This is a genomic window from Mesorhizobium sp. M1C.F.Ca.ET.210.01.1.1, from assembly GCF_004791585.1.
Classification (GTDB): domain Bacteria; phylum Pseudomonadota; class Alphaproteobacteria; order Rhizobiales; family Rhizobiaceae; genus Mesorhizobium.
The window spans coordinates 65,498-82,229 of the sequence record NZ_SRUU01000011.1; the positions used below are offsets into that span (position 1 = coordinate 65,498).

16 protein-coding genes and 1 pseudogene are annotated in these 16,732 nt (G+C 62.1%); 4 read left to right on the plus strand and 13 right to left on the minus strand.

Annotated features, from left to right (window positions below; translation table 11 throughout):
* Positions 1-11: 11 nt before the first annotated feature.
* The 12 genes and pseudogenes from nuoD to EN853_RS34590 form a co-directional block, all read right to left on the minus strand.
* Positions 12-1,226, minus strand: a complete 1,215-nt coding sequence (gene nuoD / locus EN853_RS14650) for an NADH dehydrogenase (quinone) subunit D (RefSeq protein ID WP_127860471.1) — start codon at positions 1,224-1,226, stop codon at positions 12-14.
* Position 1,227: 1 nt separating this feature from the next.
* Positions 1,228-1,791, minus strand: coding sequence for an NADH-quinone oxidoreductase subunit C (locus tag EN853_RS14655; RefSeq protein WP_127860472.1), 564 nt, complete (start codon positions 1,789-1,791; stop codon positions 1,228-1,230).
* Entirely contained in the window at positions 1,788-2,291 is a 504-nt protein-coding gene (locus tag EN853_RS14660) for an NADH-quinone oxidoreductase subunit B (RefSeq protein WP_127860473.1), read from the minus strand. The genes EN853_RS14655 and EN853_RS14660 overlap by 4 nt, the downstream gene beginning before the upstream one ends.
* Positions 2,279-2,644 (minus strand): NADH-quinone oxidoreductase subunit A, encoded by a 366-nt coding sequence (locus tag EN853_RS14665; RefSeq protein ID WP_127860474.1) that lies wholly within the window; start codon positions 2,642-2,644, stop codon positions 2,279-2,281. Before EN853_RS14665 ends, EN853_RS14660 begins: the two co-directional genes overlap by 13 nt.
* 156 nt (positions 2,645-2,800) lie before the next feature.
* Complete coding sequence (locus tag EN853_RS14670) at positions 2,801-4,240, minus strand: NADH-quinone oxidoreductase subunit N (protein WP_127860475.1); 1,440 nt, start codon at positions 4,238-4,240, stop codon at positions 2,801-2,803.
* Positions 4,237-5,712, minus strand: a complete 1,476-nt coding sequence (locus EN853_RS14675; protein ID WP_127860476.1) for an NADH-quinone oxidoreductase subunit M — start codon at positions 5,710-5,712, stop codon at positions 4,237-4,239. Before EN853_RS14675 ends, EN853_RS14670 begins: the two co-directional genes overlap by 4 nt.
* Positions 5,713-5,720: 8 nt before the next feature.
* Positions 5,721-7,481: a Na(+)/H(+) antiporter subunit D gene (locus EN853_RS14680; protein ID WP_127860477.1), complete on the minus strand. Its 1,761-nt coding sequence runs from the start codon at positions 7,479-7,481 to the stop codon at positions 5,721-5,723.
* Positions 7,474-7,728 carry a hypothetical protein gene (locus tag EN853_RS14685; RefSeq protein ID WP_127860478.1) on the minus strand — a complete coding sequence of 85 codons (255 nt, stop codon included), beginning with the start codon at positions 7,726-7,728 and terminating at the stop codon, positions 7,474-7,476. The genes EN853_RS14680 and EN853_RS14685 overlap by 8 nt, the downstream gene beginning before the upstream one ends.
* Positions 7,725-9,179 carry a monovalent cation/H+ antiporter subunit D family protein gene (locus EN853_RS14690; protein ID WP_127860479.1) on the minus strand — a complete coding sequence of 485 codons (1,455 nt, stop codon included), beginning with the start codon at positions 9,177-9,179 and terminating at the stop codon, positions 7,725-7,727. The genes EN853_RS14685 and EN853_RS14690 overlap by 4 nt, the downstream gene beginning before the upstream one ends.
* A 3-nt stretch (positions 9,180-9,182) precedes the next feature.
* On the minus strand, positions 9,183-9,485 hold the full coding sequence (nuoK, locus tag EN853_RS14695; RefSeq protein WP_127860480.1) for an NADH-quinone oxidoreductase subunit NuoK: 303 nt from the start codon (positions 9,483-9,485) through the stop codon (positions 9,183-9,185).
* Positions 9,485-9,985, minus strand: a complete 501-nt coding sequence (locus tag EN853_RS14700) for an NADH-quinone oxidoreductase subunit J (RefSeq protein ID WP_127860481.1) — start codon at positions 9,983-9,985, stop codon at positions 9,485-9,487. The genes nuoK and EN853_RS14700 overlap by 1 nt, the downstream gene beginning before the upstream one ends.
* A 336-nt stretch (positions 9,986-10,321) precedes the next feature.
* Positions 10,322-10,650: pseudogene (locus EN853_RS34590) on the minus strand (transposase); the annotation flags it as partial.
* A gap of 652 nt (positions 10,651-11,302) precedes the next feature.
* Here EN853_RS34590 and EN853_RS14710 point away from each other — a divergent pair.
* The 4 genes from EN853_RS14710 (at position 11,303) to EN853_RS14725 (ending at position 15,769) form a co-directional block, all read left to right on the plus strand.
* Positions 11,303-12,193 (plus strand): FHA domain-containing protein, encoded by an 891-nt coding sequence (locus EN853_RS14710; RefSeq protein WP_127860483.1) that lies wholly within the window; start codon positions 11,303-11,305, stop codon positions 12,191-12,193.
* A 431-nt stretch (positions 12,194-12,624) separates the two neighbouring features.
* Complete coding sequence (locus tag EN853_RS14715; RefSeq protein ID WP_127860484.1) at positions 12,625-14,202, plus strand: HD domain-containing phosphohydrolase; 1,578 nt, start codon at positions 12,625-12,627, stop codon at positions 14,200-14,202.
* A 91-nt stretch (positions 14,203-14,293) separates the two neighbouring features.
* Entirely contained in the window at positions 14,294-14,566 is a 273-nt protein-coding gene (locus EN853_RS14720; protein WP_010910579.1) for a hypothetical protein, read from the plus strand.
* Positions 14,567-14,638: 72 nt separating this feature from the next.
* Positions 14,639-15,769 carry a substrate-binding protein gene (locus EN853_RS14725; RefSeq protein ID WP_127860485.1) on the plus strand — a complete coding sequence of 377 codons (1,131 nt, stop codon included), beginning with the start codon at positions 14,639-14,641 and terminating at the stop codon, positions 15,767-15,769.
* A gap of 148 nt (positions 15,770-15,917) precedes the next feature.
* On the opposite strand, the gene EN853_RS14730 is transcribed toward EN853_RS14725, so the two are convergent.
* Positions 15,918-16,730, minus strand: coding sequence for an NAD(P)-dependent oxidoreductase (locus EN853_RS14730; protein WP_127860486.1), 813 nt, complete (start codon positions 16,728-16,730; stop codon positions 15,918-15,920).
* Between the last annotated feature and the right edge of the window lie 2 nt (positions 16,731-16,732).

Consider the following 16,732-nt stretch of genomic DNA (forward strand, 5'->3'; position numbering starts at 1 on the left):
CAAATCCCCTGCTACTTGTCCACCTCCGCCATCACTGGATCGAGGCTGCCGAGCACTGCGATCATATCCGCCAGATAGTGCGCATTGGTGACCCCGAAGAGTCCCTGAAGGTTGACGAACGAGGGTGACCGCACCTTCATGCGGAACGGCTTCGGCGACCCGTCGCTGACGATGTAGAAGCCGAGCTCGCCCTTCGGCGCCTCGATCGCCGAATAGACCTCGCCCTTCGGCACCTTGAAGCCATAGGCCGACAGGTCGAAATGCTGGATCAGCGCCTCCATCGAGCAGTGCACCCGGTCCTTGTCCACCGGGAAGGCGATCGTCGGCATGTCGATCTGGAACGGTCCATCGGGCATCTGGTCGAGGCATTGCTCGATGATCCGGACGCTCTCGCGCATTTCCTCGACCCGGCATCGCCAGCGTGCGTAGCAATCGCCCTCCTGGCTGGTGATGACATCGAAATCGAGCCGGTCGTAAATCTCGTAAGGCTCGTCGCGGCGGATATCCCAGTCGACGCCCGAGGCGCGCAGGTTCGGGCCGCTCAGGCCGAGATCGATGCCGTCTTCGGCCGAAATCACACCGATCCCCTGCGTGCGTTTCAAGAACACCCGATTGCCGTCCAGCAGCCGTTCATAGTCGCGGATCCGGTTCGGGAAGATGTCGCAGAACTCCCGGATCTTGGGGAAGAACTCGTCGGGTAGATCCTCGCGCACACCGCCGACCCGGCAGAAGGAGGTGTGCATCCGCGCCCCGCTGATCATCTCCAGCAGGTCCATGATCATTTCGCGCTCGCGCATAGCGTAGAGGAGCGCGGTCATGGCGCCGAGGTCCATCGGCAGCGCGCCGGTGATCAGGAGATGGCCGGAAATCCGCGCCAGTTCTGCCATCATCACGCGGATGTATTGAGCGCGGATCGGCGCTTCGATGCCGAGCAGCTTCTCCACCGCAAGCGCGAAGGCCAGGTTGTTCGAGGGCGGGCAGAGGTAATCGAGCCGGTCGGTCAGCGGAAAGATCTGGGTGTAGGTGAAGCTTTCGGCCAGCTTTTCGGTGCCGCGGTGAAGGTAGCCGATATGCGGGTCCACGCGCTTAACATATTCGCCGTCCAACTCGAGGACGAGCCGCAGCACTCCATGCGTGCTGGGATGCTGCGGCCCGAGGTTGAGGAGCACCTCCTTGGTGCGGGGCGCATCGGATTCCAGCCGGCTCAGTTCCGTGACTTCGGTCATCTCACGTCCCCGGTGTGGAGCGGCCTCCCTGCGGAATGTCCTTGGTGGCAAGATCGGGCTGCGTCGGCGGCGAGCCTTCGGCGCCGAACGGGTTCAGCTTGTCCTTGTAGCCCCGCAGCGGAAAGTCCTTGCGTTGCGGGAAGCCCTCGAACCCTTCCCACATATAGATCCGGCGCAGGTCGGGGTGGCCCTCGAATCTGATCCCGTACATGTCCCACGTCTCGCGCTCATGCCAGTTGGCAGTGCGCCAGACCCGCGTCACCGACGGGACCCGGGGCGGATCACCGAGGCGGCACTTGATCCGCACGCGCCATTTGTTCGGCAGCGAACTGAGGTGGTACACCGCCTCGTAGCGCGGCATTTCGGGGTAGTGATCGACTCCGCAGATGTCGGACAGGAAATCGAACCGCAGCGCCGGGTCGTCCTTCAGGAACCGGCAAAGCTCGACGACCATGTCAGGCGGCGCGGCGAAAGCGTGAACCCCATGCGAGAAGCCAAGCTCCTCGATTGCCTCCCCGAAACGCTCCGCGATCAGGGTGCGGATGAGGGACGTCTCCGCGCTCATGGCACTGTGACCCGGTCCAGAGGCGTCCCGGCCAGCGCCCTGGATTTCTTGATCTTCTCCTGAAGCAGAAGGAAGCCGTGCATCAGCGCTTCGGGCCGCGGCGGGCAGCCGGGCACATGCACGTCCACCGGCACGAAGGTCTCGGCCCCTTGCACAACCGCATAGGTATTGTAGACCCCGCCAGAGATGGCGCAGGTGCCCATGGCGATGACCCAGCGCGGCTCCGGCATCTGGTCATAGAGCCGGCGCACCACGGGCGCGAATTTCCGCGTTATGGTGCCGGCGATGATCATCACGTCGGATTGGCGCGGCGAAGGCCGGAACACCACGCCAAAGCGGTCGAGATCGTAGCGAGCACACCCCGCCGAGATCATCTCGATGGCGCAGCAGGCAATGCCGAAGGTTTCTGGCCACAGCGCCGACCTTCGGCTCCAACTGATCAGGCTGTCGGCCGTGGTGAACAGCACGCTGTCGCGGATGGTGTCGTTTACACCTCCCATTCCAGCGCCCCCTTCAGCCAGGCGTAGGCGAAGCCCACGAGAAGCAGCAAAATGAAGACGAACATCTCGACATAGCCGACCAGCCCGATCTCCTTCAGGACGACGGCCCACGGGAAGAGGAACATCGTCTCGACATCGAAGACCACGAACAGGATCGCGATGATGAAGAACTGCACCCTGAAGCGCCCCCCGGCGGCTTCGCCCGACGGATCCATGCCGCATTCATAGGGCATGTTCTTTGCGGGATAAGGATTGGATGGGCGCAGGAGCGAGGAGACAAAAAGCGTAGCTCCCGCCACCAGAACAATTCCGGCGACCATGAAAAGTACCGGCAGGAACTCCATTCCGGTCACGTCACACAGCCCCGGTCACCCGCCGAGGGCTTTACTCAAACCGCCACCGACGCCTTTGGGATCGGTGATGCGGGCGCCCTTTGGAAGCGACTAGGGCATTCCTTTCTTGGTACCGCCAGAGTATTCCGTCAGCCCGATCATTGCAAATCCAATCGGTCAACCGCCAACTGCGGCATGTTGAGCAAGTCTCAGAAAAACCGCTGGAAACAGGCCGATGCCGATGGTGCCGGCAGCGGTGAAGACGAGGGTGGCGCCGACCGCGGGCGTCAGAGCGGGGTCGAACGCGCCCTCCGGCTCGCGCATGTAGATCACCATCACGACGCGGATGTAGAAGTAGGCGGCAACGGCGCTCAGCAGAACCGCGATCACCGCCAGCATGACGAAACCCCGCTCGACGAGCGCGACCAGCACATAGAACTTGGCGAAGAACCCGGCCGTCGGCGGAATGCCGGCCAAAGAGAACAGATAAAGCAGCATCAGAAGCGCCAGCCTGCGATGCGACTTGGCGAAACCAGCGTAGTCTTCGATGATCTCGCCCGAGAAATTGCCGTTCCGCATCATGATGACGGTGCCGAATATACCGAGGTTCATGAACGTATAGATCAGCAAATAGAGCATCACGCTGGCCACCCCGTCCGCACCGCCGGCCGCCACGCCGAACATGGCGAACCCGGCATGGGCGATGCTGGAATAGGCCAGAAGGCGCTTGAAATTGTCCTGCACCAGCGCCACGAAACTGCCGAGCGCCATCGTCACTGCTGCAATGACGGCGACGATGATCCAGACATTCGAGGCGGCGACAAGCGGGTTGAGGAACACCCGCAGGATCACGGCGAATCCCGCTGCCTTTGGGCCCACCGACATGAAGGCGGTGATCGTCGTCGGCGCGCCTTCATAGACGTCCGGCACCCACATGTGGAACGGCACAGCGCCGACCTTGAATGCCAGCCCGGCGACGATAAAGACCACGGCGAGGAGCAATCCGGGATCGAGCGGACCACCGGTGGCCGCCGCTGCCATCTTGTCCAACTGCGTGGTGCCGATGAGCCCGTAGACCAGCGAAACGCCGTACAGGAAAATTGCGGTCGAGACCCCGCCAAGGATCACGTATTTCAGCGCCGCTTCGTTCGACCGCCGCTGCTGCCGCAGGAAGCCGGTCAGCACATAGGTGCAGAGCACCATCAGTTCGAGGCCCACATAGATCGACAGGAGGTCGGTCGCCGAGGCCATGATCATCATTCCCGAAAGCGCCAGGAGCAGCAGTACATAGTATTCACTGCGCCCGATCCCTTCGATCTCGGCATATTTTTGCGAAAGAAGGAATGTCAGGACTGTAGCTATGTAGAACACGATCTTGAAGAAGACCGCGAAGCGGTCGGCGATGAACATGCCCGAGTAGGCCGGCCGCACCTCGCCCGCGAGCATCAATGTCCCCAAGGCGGCAATCAGCACGACTGCGACTGAGGCCCAGACGAGGAAATGTTCCTGCCCCTTGCGCACAAACTGCCCCAGGATCAGCAGGATGCAGGCCCCGGTAACCACGACCATCTCGGGCAGGCCCGCCAGAATCGACTGGAAAAGTGCGGCGGCAGTCATTGGGCGCCTCCCCGACTGTGTACCTGCGCCAGTAGATGCTTCACCGAAGCGTCGATGATTTCGAGAAAGGGCCTGGGATAGAGCCCGACCCAAAGAACGAAGACGGCTAGCGGAAGGATCGCCGCCATCTCGCGGGCGTTCACGTCGCGGACCTTGAACCGCAAGCCGACGCTGACCGGGCCAAGCGCGACTTTCCTGTACATGCCAAGCAGATAGGCCGCTCCCAGCAAGGCCCCCAGAACGGCGGCGGCGCCGACAGCCAGGTTGGCGGCAAACGCGCCCGACAGCACCAGCAACTCGCCTACGAAAGAATTCGTTCCCGGCAGCGCCATCGACGACAGGGCAAACAGTGCAAGAAGAGCCGTATAGACCGGCGCTACCTTCATCAGTCCGCCGTAGTCCGCGATGCTGCGGGTATGGGTCCGCTCGTAGATGAGGCCCACGAACAGGAACAGCGCTCCCGTCGTTACGCCGTGATTGAACATTTGCAGAATGCCGCCCTCGAGCCCACGGAGGTTCAGCGTGAAAATCCCCAGCGTCACCAGGCCCATGTGGCTGATGCTGGAATAGGCCACCAGCTTCTTCAGGTCGTCCTGCGCCAAGGCAAGCAACCCGCCATAGACAATGGCGACTGCCGAAAGGACCAGCATCAGCGTCGAATAATGCACCGTCGCCTCGGGCAGCATTGGCAGCGAGAAGCGCAAGAACCCGTAGGCGCCCATCTTCAGGAGCACGGCGGCGAGGATGATGCTGCCGGCCGTCGGTGCCTGCACATGGGCATCCGGCAGCCACGTATGGACCGGGACCATCGGCACCTTGACCGCGAAGGCGATCAGGAAGGCGAAGAACAGCCATGACTGGACCTGGAACGGCAAATCCTGCGCCATCAGGGTGCGGATGTCGAAGGTCTCACCACCGTGGAAATAGAGCACGATGACACCGATCAGGAACATGAGGCTGCCTGCCAACGTGTAGAGGAAGAACTTGAATGCCGCATAGACCCGGCCGTCGCCACCCCAGACGCCGATGATCACGTACATCGGAATCAGCATCGCCTCCCAGAAAACGTAGAACAGGAACAGGTCCAGCGCGCAGAACACGCCCAGCATCAGCGCCTGCATTGCCAGCAGGCTGACCATGAACTCCTTCACCTTGCGGTCGATCGCAGTCCACGAGGCGAGCACGCAGATCCAGCCCAACAGCGCGGTCAGGAACACGAAGAGTGCGCTGATCCCGTCGATGCCAAGTGCGTAAGTGATGCCCAGCGTGGGCACCCATGGGCGCGTCTCTGTGAACTGCATCCCGTAGGTAGAGGTGTCAAAGCCGCTCAACATGGCGATACAAAGCGCGAAGTCGAGGATCGTGACACCCAGTGCCGTCCACCGCACCACATCGTCGTTGCGCATAAACATCAGCGCCGCTGCCCCGACGGCTGGCGTGAAGACGATGAGGCTGAGCAGGGGGACCGCCATGGCGCCCTCTACTGCCACGCCACAGCGAATACCGCGATGGCCGCGATCACACCTGCGATCATCGCCAGCGCGTAGTGGGTGACGACGCCGCTCTGGAGCCGCCGCAATAGCCCACCGCCTCGAAGGATCGTGCGGGCGAAGCCATTCACGAGTGCGTCCACGCCGTGGAGATCGATCCGCAGGCCTGCCCGTGCCGCCCCGTGCAGGAAGGGCAGCGCCGCGGTTTCGGAGACGTCGCTCACCGCCTTCTCGTAGCGCGCCAGCGGTCTTTCGGCGAGCCACATGAAGTGCCGCGCGCCCATGCGGTAGAACCAGTCTGTATCGATGCTGATTTTATTCTCGGGCTCGAGCGCCTTGAGGAACATGACGAAGCCCAAGGCGGTGAACATCAGCACGCCGAGGCTCTCGGTGATGTGGACGGCAGTGTAGGGTTCGAAGTCGACCGGATGGGGCAGAAGCGCGTAGAGCATCTGGGGGAATACGCCGATCGCAATGCAGAGCACGGCCGCCATGCCCATCGCAACCAGCATGTTGCGCGGCGGTTCTCGCGCTTCCAGTCCCTGGTCCTTGCCGAAGAACATGTAGTACGGGAGCTTGAGCCCGGTGTGCAGGAACGTGCCTGACGACGCCATTGTCAGCGCCAGCACCACCAGTGCGCGATGATCCTGTCCGGCGGCGGCCACCACCATCGACTTGGTGACGAAGCCCGAGAAGAACGGGAATGCCGAGATCGCGAAGGCGCCAACCATGTAGAGCGCAACGGTTACCGGCATGGTTTTGTAGAGCCCTCCGAGTTCGGTGAGCTTGCGTCGCCCGGTGACGTGGATCACCGCCCCCGCGCCCATGAAGAGGAGCGCCTTGTAGAGGATATGCGCGAAGGCATGGCTGACGGCACCGTTCACCGCCATCTCGGTCCCGATGCCGATCCCCGCCACCATGTAGCCCACCTGGCTGACGATGTGATAGGCCAGGAGCCGTCGGCAATCGTTCTCCAGCACCGCGTAGATGACGCCGTAGAGCGCCATCACTGTGCCGAGCCAGACAAGAAGATCGGTCCCCGGAAACGCCCGCGCCAGCACATAGACAGCGGTCTTCGTGGTGAAGGCGCTCATGAATACGGCTCCGGTGACGGTCGCTTCCGGGTAGGCGTCGGTCAGCCAGGCGTTGAGCGGCGGCACCGCGGCGTTGAGCAGGAACCCGGCAAGGATCAGGCAGGTGGCGAAGTCCAGCCCGCCCTCGACCGGGCCGAAGAGCAGCGAACCGGTGGCGAACCCGCGGAGAATGATGCCGCCGAGCAGGGCAACGCCACCGGTGACATGGACCATGAGGTAGCGGAATCCAGCACGGAATGCCGGGTCGCTGCGTTGGGCAAAGACCAGGTAGGCGGAGGCAAACGTCATGCCTTCCCAGAACAGGAACAGGGTCAAGTAGTCGCCCGCGAAAACGACGCCGAGCGCGCTGCCGACATAGACGAACGCCGCCACATGCTGTCCCGCGCGCGTCAGATGCAGCGCATAGACCGTGCCGATCAACGCCATGATGCTGAAAACGGTGGCGAAGAGGATGCTTAGCTTGTCGACTTTCGCAACAATGATTTGCTGCCCGATGAACTGCGCAGTGCCGTAGGCGCCAGGATGCATCGTCAGCACGGCCAGGATCGCCAGCGTTGGGATCAGCAGCACATAGGCCTTACGGACAGACCGTTTCAGGAATGGAATCGGAAGAGCGCCGAGAATGAACATTAGCCCTGGATGGACGAAGTCAGTCATAATAGTCCTCGCGCCGCATCAGCCCGCACCGATGGCCAAGAAACTTGGACACGAAGATTAGAAGCACGCAGGAGCCGAAGCCGTAGACGGCAGACCAGCCAGGCAGCCGCTCCCACAAGTATTCGGCGTGTGCGCGGAAGACCAGAAAATCGGCGATAACGATCAGCACGAGCACCAGATAGAACAGCCGGCGACGCGTTTTCGCATGTCTCTCATCGCCAAAGAAATCGACGACGCGCTTGATCATCTGACGATCCTTTCCGCCAGGGCGACGAAATAGTCCGGGAAGATGCCCATCGCCACCGAAAGGATGGCGGTCGCGACCAGCGGGATCGTCAACATCGGAATTTCACGAACGGTCGGCGGGCTCTCCTGCGCCTCCGTCCCGAAGAAAGCGGCATAGCTGACCGGGAGGAAATAGGCGGCGTTCAGGACCGAACTTATCAAGAGCACGATCAGGAACGGGGTTTCCCCGGCCTCCGCAGAGCCGAGCACCAGATACCACTTGCTGATGAAGCCCGCCGCGGGCGGCACGCCGATCATGCTGAGCGAGCCGACGAAGAATGCTCCCATCGTCCAGGGCAGCCTGCGGCCGATGCCGGCCATGTCGCTGATGTTGCGTTTGCCGGACGCGCAATAGATCGAACCGGCGCAGAAAAACAGCGTGATCTTCGAGAACGCATGCGCCGCGATGTGAATGATTCCCCCGACCATCGCGACGGGCGACAGCAGAACCGCGCCCAGCACGACGTAGGAGAGTTGGCTGACCGTCGAATAGGCGAGTCGTGCCTTCAGGTCGTCCCGCGTCAGGGCGTAGATGGACGCCATCAGGATCGTGAACGAGGCGACATAGGCAGTCGCGATGCCGAGCCCCAGTCCGCCCACCAGCCCTACGCCGAAGACATGGAACACCACGCGCAGCACGCAGAACACACCCATCTTGACGACGGCCACCGCATGCAGGAGCGCGCTGACCGGTGTCGGCGCCACCATCGCGGCAGGCAGCCACGCGTGCATCGGCATCACAGCGGCCTTGGCGAAGCCGAAGAGGTAGCAGAAATAGACGACGGTCAGCAGCTGCGCCGAGGCGTTGACCCCCGCCAGCAGCCCCCCCGGCACAAAGTCGAGCGACCCCGCAATCTGGTAAGTCAACGCAAGCGCGGCCAGAAGCACACTTTTTGACGCGCCCATCAAATAGACTAGGTACTTGCGACTGCCGGCCCATCCCTCCTCGTCCTCATGGTGGTAGACAAGCGGATAGGTAACGAGGCTCAACAGCTCGTAGAAGATCACCAAGGTGAATAGGTTGGCGGCGAAGGCGCCGCCGGCGGCTGCCGCGAGACTGGTGGCGAAGCAGGCGAAGAACCGGGTCTGCGCATGCTCATTCAAATGCCGCATGTAGCCGATGGAATAGATCGACGCCGCGATCCACAGCAGCGAAGAGACAGTGGCAAAAACCATGCCCAGCGCATCGACACGGAAGGCGAAGTCGATCCCAGGCAGAATCTCGAACAGGCGCAAATCGACTGTCCCGCCCGCCAGCACCGTGGGCGCCATCGAGGCGACGATTGCGAACATGGCGATCGAGGCCACCGGCGAGACGGCATCGCGGAGCTTCACGCGCTTGTTCAGAAGGAGAACTGCAAGGGCCGCCAGAACTGCGACGGCAACGGCGAGCAGTGGCCGGATCGATATCACCGGCTATCCTTTCATCATGCTCACTTCGTCGACCTTGAGGGTGGCTTTGTTCCTCGCCAAGGCGACCAAGATGCCGAGGGCAACGGCAACCTCCGCTGCAGTGATCGCGATGACGAAGATGGCGAAAATCTGCCCGCGGTAGTCGTCGTAGTAATGTCCGAAAGCGATGAAATTGATGTTGACCGAGTTGAGCAGCAGTTCCAGCGACATCAACACGACCAGGATATTTCGCCTGAGCAGCACGCCCGCCGCTCCGATCACGAACAGGACCACTCCGAGCACGATATACCACCAGAGCGGCACCATCACGCCGGCTCCTTCCGCGCCAGAACGATGGCGCCGACCAGGGCCGCCAGCAGGATGATGGAGGCGACTTCAAACGGCAGCAGATAGTCGGCGAACAGCGTCGTGCTGAGCTGCCTGACCTCACCGCCGGTGCGCGTTGTGACGGGCTCAGCGGCCGAAAAGCGGCCGCTCCTCAGCACCAGTACAAGCATCTCGGCCCCAAGCACGATGAGCAGCACCAGAACCGGCAGGTTGCTGCCCGGCAAGAAACGCTGCAACACCGCCTCGCGCACATCGATCATCATGATCACGAACAGGAACAGGACCATGATCGCGCCGACATAGACGAAAATCTGGATGACGGCGAGCAGAGGCGCCTCGAGCAGGACGAAGATCGCCGATATCTGCAGGAAACAGGCCATCAGCGCCAATGCGCTGTGAACCGGATTGCGCGCCAGGACCAAGGTCAGGGCCGTGACCACGGACGCCGAAGCGAACAGAAGAAAGAACCCCTGATCCATAGACGCGGCTCCTCCGACCGAACTGTCACTCGACGCGACAGGGCCGGACTTGAGATAGCCGTCCTCTTCAGTTCGTAAATTGTGCCCTAATCTCGGATTTTTCTCAAGATTATCGTGGTTTGGCCCTACACTAAATTCGCCGGAGCGCAGCACTTTGGCTCAAATTCCGAGCTACCTCGGAAGACTTAGATGTCGCTCAGGGTGCCGCCCCCCTAGGCTTGGAAGAGGCGCTGACATCAAACGGTTTGCGGGGCAGGAGTGGTGCTCATCGCGGTGGTGACGCACTTTCCAGGAGTCTGCCACCGAACGGGTCAGTGGACTAGGGCTTGTGGACATTCATCGCAACGCCAGGAGCGTGCTGGCGGCATAGATCATGGCGCAGAAGCTCTCGTCGGTCTTTTCGTATCGAGTGGCGATGCGTCTGAATTGCTTGAGGTCGCAGAAGAAGTTCTCGATGAGATGGCGCCACTTGTACATGTCGAAGTCGCAGGGGATAGGCTGTTTTCGATCGGCTTTGGAGGGAATGACCGCCTGAGCGCCGCGCCGATCGGCAAGGCGTTGTTTTCGAAAGCCTTGTCGGCAAGTAAGGCGTCGAAGTCGATGCTGTGCAGGATCGGCTCGGCACCGATACTATCGCGGCGCTGGCTGGGCAGCAGGATGAAGCGTACCCTTTGTGGTCAACATGCGTTCGTCGACCCTTTGTGTGGATGAGATAGAGACCCCGCTTGCACGGAAAGCTAGTCCCTTTCTTGATCTTTAGGTTCGCCAGACCATACGAGAGAATACGAGGGAAACGGGTTGGCGAGCCAGCCGCTAACGTATTGATTTCCTGTAGAAAACGACGGCCTTCGGGGCCCGCCATAACTATTGATTTCATTGAGAAAAATTGTCGCTGGCCCGAAACGTTTTGGGCTCATTCCGGGGTACTCGAGGCTCGCGAAGCCTTCCGCGACGGCATAGGTGGCGCGCACCAGGCGGCGATCTTCGACTCACCTATCAATACGACTTTGGCCCGCCGTGATCCTCGGCGGCCTTTTTGATATCCGCGATCAATGGATCAAGGTTGTGCATATCGAAGAGCGAGGCGTGATGCCCGAGCACAAGGTCGTGGATAGTCCCGACAAAGTTGTGCGCTGCGCAGAAAGGTCGCCAACAACTATGAGCTTCTTTTTGACGACGAGGCTTTCTCCAGCCACTGCCCTTTCACAGCGCGATTACGCCGAAGCACCGCCCCAGCCCCCAGGCGCGTAAGTAGATAGGCGAAAGGCAACCTTGGTGTGTTATATAGACTGCGTTCTCGGTGCGGATACGAGATCGATGGATCAGGAAAGGCTTCTGGCCGCAGTCCTCTTAGCTGATGTCGTGGGCAGCACGCCCCTCTATGAGCGCATGGGCGACGCGGCCGCTCTGCAGCAGGTCTCGGATTGCCTCGACGCGATACGCGATATCGTCGCCCGGCACGGCGGTGATTTCATTTACTCAAAGGGCGATGATGTGCTCAGCCTGTTCGAGAGGCCGGAGGGGGCGCTGAGGGCCGTCTGCCAAATCAGCAGCCAACTGACGAAAGGGCCGTTGAGCGCCCGGATCGGATTGCATTTCGGGGCGGTCATTCGCGCGCGGGGCGCGGTATTCGGCGACGTTGTCAATGTCACCGCAAGGCTGTCCACTACAGCCAACCCCGGGGAAGTGCTGATCAGCCAGAGCTTCTTCGAAGCGCTTTCTGCGGGCAGCCGCAGTGCCTTGCGGCTCCTCGACAAAATGGCCTTCAAGGGGAAGCAGGAACTCTTCGATGTCTACACCCTGGGGAGCGACGACGGGGCCTTCAGTACGCAGACCACCATCCGGGGCGCCTTTACCGACAGGCGCTCTGCTCCGCTGCGGCAAATCAATCTGGTCATCCGCTATGGGGATCAGTTGCGATCCTGTCGAAACAACGAATTCGTGACCATCGGCCGATCTCCGGAATGCGATATTGTCGTCGAGCGGCCCTGGGTTTCAAGGCACCATGCGACCTTCACCATTTCGAATGGCAGGGCCCGGCTTGTCGAGCGAAGCTCGTCGGGCACGTTTGTGTCGATGGGACCCGGCCATGAAGTATTCGTACGCCGCGAAGATATTCTCCTCTTTGGCTCCGGCGTGGTTTCACCTGGACTGAGGTCGTCCCTCAGCGACGCCCAGGTTCTTCACTACGAAATAGTCTCAGACTGACCGGACGGACTCGTTAGCCGCGACCGGCTTCAAGCGGCCGCGACGATCTCTTCGGCAATTCCGCATGCGCGCAGCGCCGGTTCGCTGACGCCGTCGATGTTCGCGTTGAACCTTTCTCTGGCGTCTCGTCCTGCAGCATACGCAACGATCAAGCCCTGCGGCCCGGCTGCCTGACCGCCTTCTTCGCTGGCTTTGCCGCGGTTTTGCGCCGAGCCCGCTGGACTTCGTCAGCGCCGATCGCTGGGCGGCGTAGTTCGGGAGCCGCCATCGGGTAATAGCAGGCTAGCCGCCTCACTCCTTGCCCTTCGTCGGCCGCTCCGACGCATCCACAATCGAACTACAACGAGCCGCCTCCACCGGCTCTCGAACAACAAGGATTCCCCTAGGTGATAGCCGCATGCAGGCGTAGCATGCAGCTGATGGGGTGTGCGATGACGGATGTCGCGATACGCCGGGCGGACTTCATGATGGTCCTGGCCTATGCTTCGGACCTTGCCACCGGGCATTCGCGTGACTTCGCGCTCAAATCCTGTGTGATCGCAATGCGGATCGCTGAGCTTGCTGGCGTTGCGGAACAGGTTCGGCGCAACGCCTATCATCAATCTATGCTGCGCTATGTCGGCTGTAACGCCGACACCGATCTGCTCTCGGCCACCTTTGGCGATGAAATCGCGCTCCGCCAGGACCTCGTCGGTCTCGACATGGGCAACCGTGCGGAACTCGGCAGGGTCTTCGTGCAGGCATTCAAGCGGGTCTACTACGATCTCGCCCCTGACGCGCAGGCCAGGGCCATCGAGGTAGCGATGTCGCAGGCGCTCGCCGTGGCGCGCCCGGTGCTGACAGCGCATTGCGAGGTCGCGCAGCGGATCGGCGAGCGGCTTGGCCTGTCCGAGGAGATCCGGCGCAACCTTGGACAGATCTACGAACGTTGGGACGGCAAGGGCCTGCCGCGGGGGCTGAGCGGCGAAGACGTCCTGCCGGCCGTACGCCTGATCACGTTGGCGCAGGATGCGATTGCGCTCAGCGAAGCCGCCGGTATCGAGGCGATGGCCGAGACCATTGCCAGTCGCGCCGACGGTCCATACGAGGCGGATCTGGCCCGGCTCGTCTCCGCCAATGCGGCGATGTTGATGCAGGGCATCGGCGCGACGGTCGACCGCGAGACAATCCTGGCGCTGGAGCCCGATCCGCCGGTGACGCTTGACGAGCAGGCTTGCGATGAAGCGTTCCTCGCGATCGCCGACATGATCGACATGCGCATGCCGTTCACGCAGGGCCATTCGCGGATGGTGTCGGAGCTGGCCGCGGGTGCAGGGAAACGGATCGGGTTGCCCGATCCTGACGTCCGCGCGCTGCGTTGGTCGGGCTGTATCCATGATATCGGCGAACTCGTGGTGCCGGTGGCGACCTGGATGCGCAACGGTCCGCTGTCGGTGCGCGAGCGAGACGCGGCGCAGCTGCACGCCTATTACGGTGAGCGGGCACTGGCTTCCTTGGGCCGCGACGGCGATGCGATGGGCGGGCTCGTGCTGCGTCATCACGAACGCCTGGACGGCTCGGGATACCACCGCAAGGTCGGCGCCTCCGACCTGTCTCCGGCGGCCCGGATCCTGGCCGCCGCCGAAGCCTTCCAGACGTCGCGGGAGGAACGTCCGCATCGCAAGGCGTTGTCCAGCGAGGCGGCGGCAGCCCAGCTGCGCACGGCTGTTCGTGACGGGTGTATCTGCCCCGACGCCGCCGAGGTCGTATTGTCGGTTGCGGGGCAGCCATCGCGGCGGGCCCTGCCAAGAGCATTGGCCGGCATGACACCGCGCGAGATCGAGGTGCTGCGGCTGATCGCCGCCGGGCTTACAGCAAAGGAAGTGGCCCGGAAGCTGGATATCTCGCCCAAGACTGCGGACCATCATATCCAGGGCGTTTATGCCAAGATCGGCGTGACCACCCGCGCCGCCGCCGCGCTCTACGCGGTCGAGCACGGCCTTGTCAGGCCGGGCGAGATGCAGACATAGGGAATCCACCCTATGTGCGCCCGCCGCGAAGCGCGCATGGTGCTCCTGTCGACGGACCAATGGTGGCCGTGACCGACAGGAGGGTAATCAGATGCTTCTTGCAACGACCAAGGTGGCGGACATCGACCACTTCATCCGTATCTTTTCGACGAAGGGCGCCGACAAACGCCGGCTGCATGGTTCGAACGGCGCAACCGTGTTCCGCGACCCCAGCGAGCCCGACCGCGTCTGGGCGATATTCGACTGGGACGCAGAGGGCTGGAAGAATTTCGTATCGGATCCGGAGGTGCCGGCCATCCTGCAGGAAGCCGGCCATGTCGGCAAACCGCAGGCGGCACTGCTGCTCGGCCACTACGAGGCCTGATGTCCGCGATTGCGCGCGTCGTCTGCCGTCGCGGCGGCGCGCCCCACGAAACCCTAGAATCGGAGAAATCAGATGGATCCGAAACCCATCAAGATCGGCCTGATCGCCGAACTGACCGGCCCATTGTCTTTCATGGGCATCGCCAACGCGAACCTCACCACCATGCTCGTCGACGATATCAATGCCAAAGGCGGCCTCCTGGGCCGGCCGCTGGAACTCGTCATCGAGGATGGGGAGACTACCGACGGCGTTGCCAAGGCGAAGGCTGCGAAACTGGTCGATGTCGACAAGGTCGATGTGGTCGTCGGCGGTATCTACAGTTCGACACGCCTGGCCATCAAGAGCGAGGCGGTCACCAGGGGCAGGACGATTTACATCTATACCGAGCAGTATGAGGGACAGGAAAACGATCCCCTGATTTTCTGCACCGGACCAGTTCCCGCTCAGCAGGTCGAGCCGTTGATACCATGGCTCATGAACAACACCGGGGCGAAGCGGTTCTATTTGCCGTCGGCCGATTACATCTGGCCGCATTTGCTGAACAAGGCCGCGAGCCGGGCAGTGCGCACCAATGGCGGCGAGATCGTCGGCGAGGAGTATTTTCCGCTGGACACCGTCGATTTCCGGCGGACGGTTCAGCAGATCATGGCCAGCGGCACCGACGTGGTATTCAACACCATCGTCCCGCCGGGCTTGACGCCGTTTCTCGAAGAACTGCACAAGGCCGGTTTCGGCAAACGCGGCGGCAGGATCGTCTGCACCTACTTCGACGAGAACTTCTTCAATCTGGTGCCGTCGGAGCAGATCGAGGGCCTCTACAGCTGCCTCGACTATTACCAGGAACTCGACGAACCGTTCGGTCGCGCGCTCCTCCGCCGCTACAGCGAACGGTTCCCTGGCGGCGCCACCTTGACCGCGGGCAGCGGCTGCACCGGTCACTACCGGGCAATCAAGATGTGGGAAGCTGCGGTGAAGGAAGCAGGCAGTGTCGAGCGCGATGCGGTTATACGGGCACTTGACCATGCTCGCATCGCCGAAGGCCCAGGCGGCCCGGCCGAGATGGTTCCCGGCCAGCATCACGTTCGCATGAATATGTATATCGCGCAGGCGCAGGGCGGCCAATTCCGGGTCGTGAAGAACCTGGGTCCGATCGATCCCAACGAGCGAGTACTAGGCGACCTCCAATTCAAGAACGCAGGGTGACTTGAAGCGTCGATCGCTGGTCGTGTCAGTGGCAGCTATATACTGAGTCGACGGGGCTTGCTCTGTCACACTGACGAGAACAATTGGTAGATTCGCTCATCGGGAGATCATGCCGAAGGTGCTGGTCGTGGCACCTCAAACGTGATCGTCACGCCGGCTTGTCGTCGGGGTGCCCAAGTTCGCAGAACCAGCCGCCGAGATATTTCACCGACGGCTTTGTCGGATCGGGAACGGGCGTCTTCGCCTCGACGGCGGCGCGGAACGGTTCGGCGCTGTCCTGCGGGATGAAGCCGAGATGGTCCGCGCCGCTGTTGTCGACCATCTTCAGCTTGTTGTCGGAGACGCCGAACGAGATCGTGTGGCCGACGCGCGGCGCCGTCAGCGACGCCTCGACCAGACGCACGCAGTCGGCGAAGGAGAGATAGGACCACAGCATGCGGCGGTCGGCGGGTTCCGGGAAGGACGAGAAGATGCGCAGGCACACCGTCTCGATGCCGAACTTGTCCCAGTAGAGCCGGCTGAGGCTTTCGACGAAATTCTTCGATACGCCATAGAGGCTGTCGGGGCGCACCGGTGCGTCGACCCCGATATGCGCTTCGATCTCGTGAAAGCCGATGGCGTGCACCGATGAGGCATAGATGACGCGCCTCACACCGTGTTTCCGCGCGCCTTCGTAGATGTGATAGGAGCCGCGGATGCTGGAATCGAGGATGGTCTGCCACTCGCATTCGAGCGGCGCGCCGCCGAAATGCACGATGGCGTCGCAGTCCTTGGTCGCCGCGATCGTCGCCTCCATGTCGGCGAGATCGAACACCGCTTCTTCCTCGTGCGGCGCGAGATCGGAGAACGGTTCGCGCCCCGCTACTCGAATTGTCTTTGCCAGCGGGATCAGCCCCTTGCGCAACACCGAGCCGAGGCGGCCGGCGGCGCCGGTGATCAGGATACGTTCGTAATGCGGCATTC

Coding starts and splice junctions, on each gene's coding strand:
- nuoD (WP_127860471.1), bottom strand. CDS start 1,226: ATGACCGAAGTCACGGAACTGAGCCGGCTGGAATCCGATGCGCCCCGC.
- EN853_RS14655 (WP_127860472.1), bottom strand. CDS start 1,791: ATGAGCGCGGAGACGTCCCTCATCCGCACCCTGATCGCGGAGCGTTTC.
- EN853_RS14660 (WP_127860473.1), bottom strand. CDS start 2,291: ATGGGAGGTGTAAACGACACCATCCGCGACAGCGTGCTGTTCACCACG.
- EN853_RS14670 (WP_127860475.1), bottom strand. CDS start 4,240: ATGACTGCCGCCGCACTTTTCCAGTCGATTCTGGCGGGCCTGCCCGAG.
- EN853_RS14675 (WP_127860476.1), bottom strand. CDS start 5,712: ATGGCGGTCCCCCTGCTCAGCCTCATCGTCTTCACGCCAGCCGTCGGG.
- EN853_RS14680 (WP_127860477.1), bottom strand. CDS start 7,481: ATGACTGACTTCGTCCATCCAGGGCTAATGTTCATTCTCGGCGCTCTT.
- EN853_RS14685 (WP_127860478.1), bottom strand. CDS start 7,728: ATGATCAAGCGCGTCGTCGATTTCTTTGGCGATGAGAGACATGCGAAA.
- nuoK (WP_127860480.1), bottom strand. CDS start 9,485: ATGGTGCCGCTCTGGTGGTATATCGTGCTCGGAGTGGTCCTGTTCGTG.
- EN853_RS14700 (WP_127860481.1), bottom strand. CDS start 9,985: ATGGATCAGGGGTTCTTTCTTCTGTTCGCTTCGGCGTCCGTGGTCACG.
- EN853_RS14710 (WP_127860483.1), top strand. CDS start 11,303: ATGGATCAGGAAAGGCTTCTGGCCGCAGTCCTCTTAGCTGATGTCGTG.
- EN853_RS14715 (WP_127860484.1), top strand. CDS start 12,625: ATGACGGATGTCGCGATACGCCGGGCGGACTTCATGATGGTCCTGGCC.
- EN853_RS14720 (WP_010910579.1), top strand. CDS start 14,294: ATGCTTCTTGCAACGACCAAGGTGGCGGACATCGACCACTTCATCCGT.
- EN853_RS14725 (WP_127860485.1), top strand. CDS start 14,639: ATGGATCCGAAACCCATCAAGATCGGCCTGATCGCCGAACTGACCGGC.
- EN853_RS14730 (WP_127860486.1), bottom strand. CDS start 16,730: ATGCCGCATTACGAACGTATCCTGATCACCGGCGCCGCCGGCCGCCTC.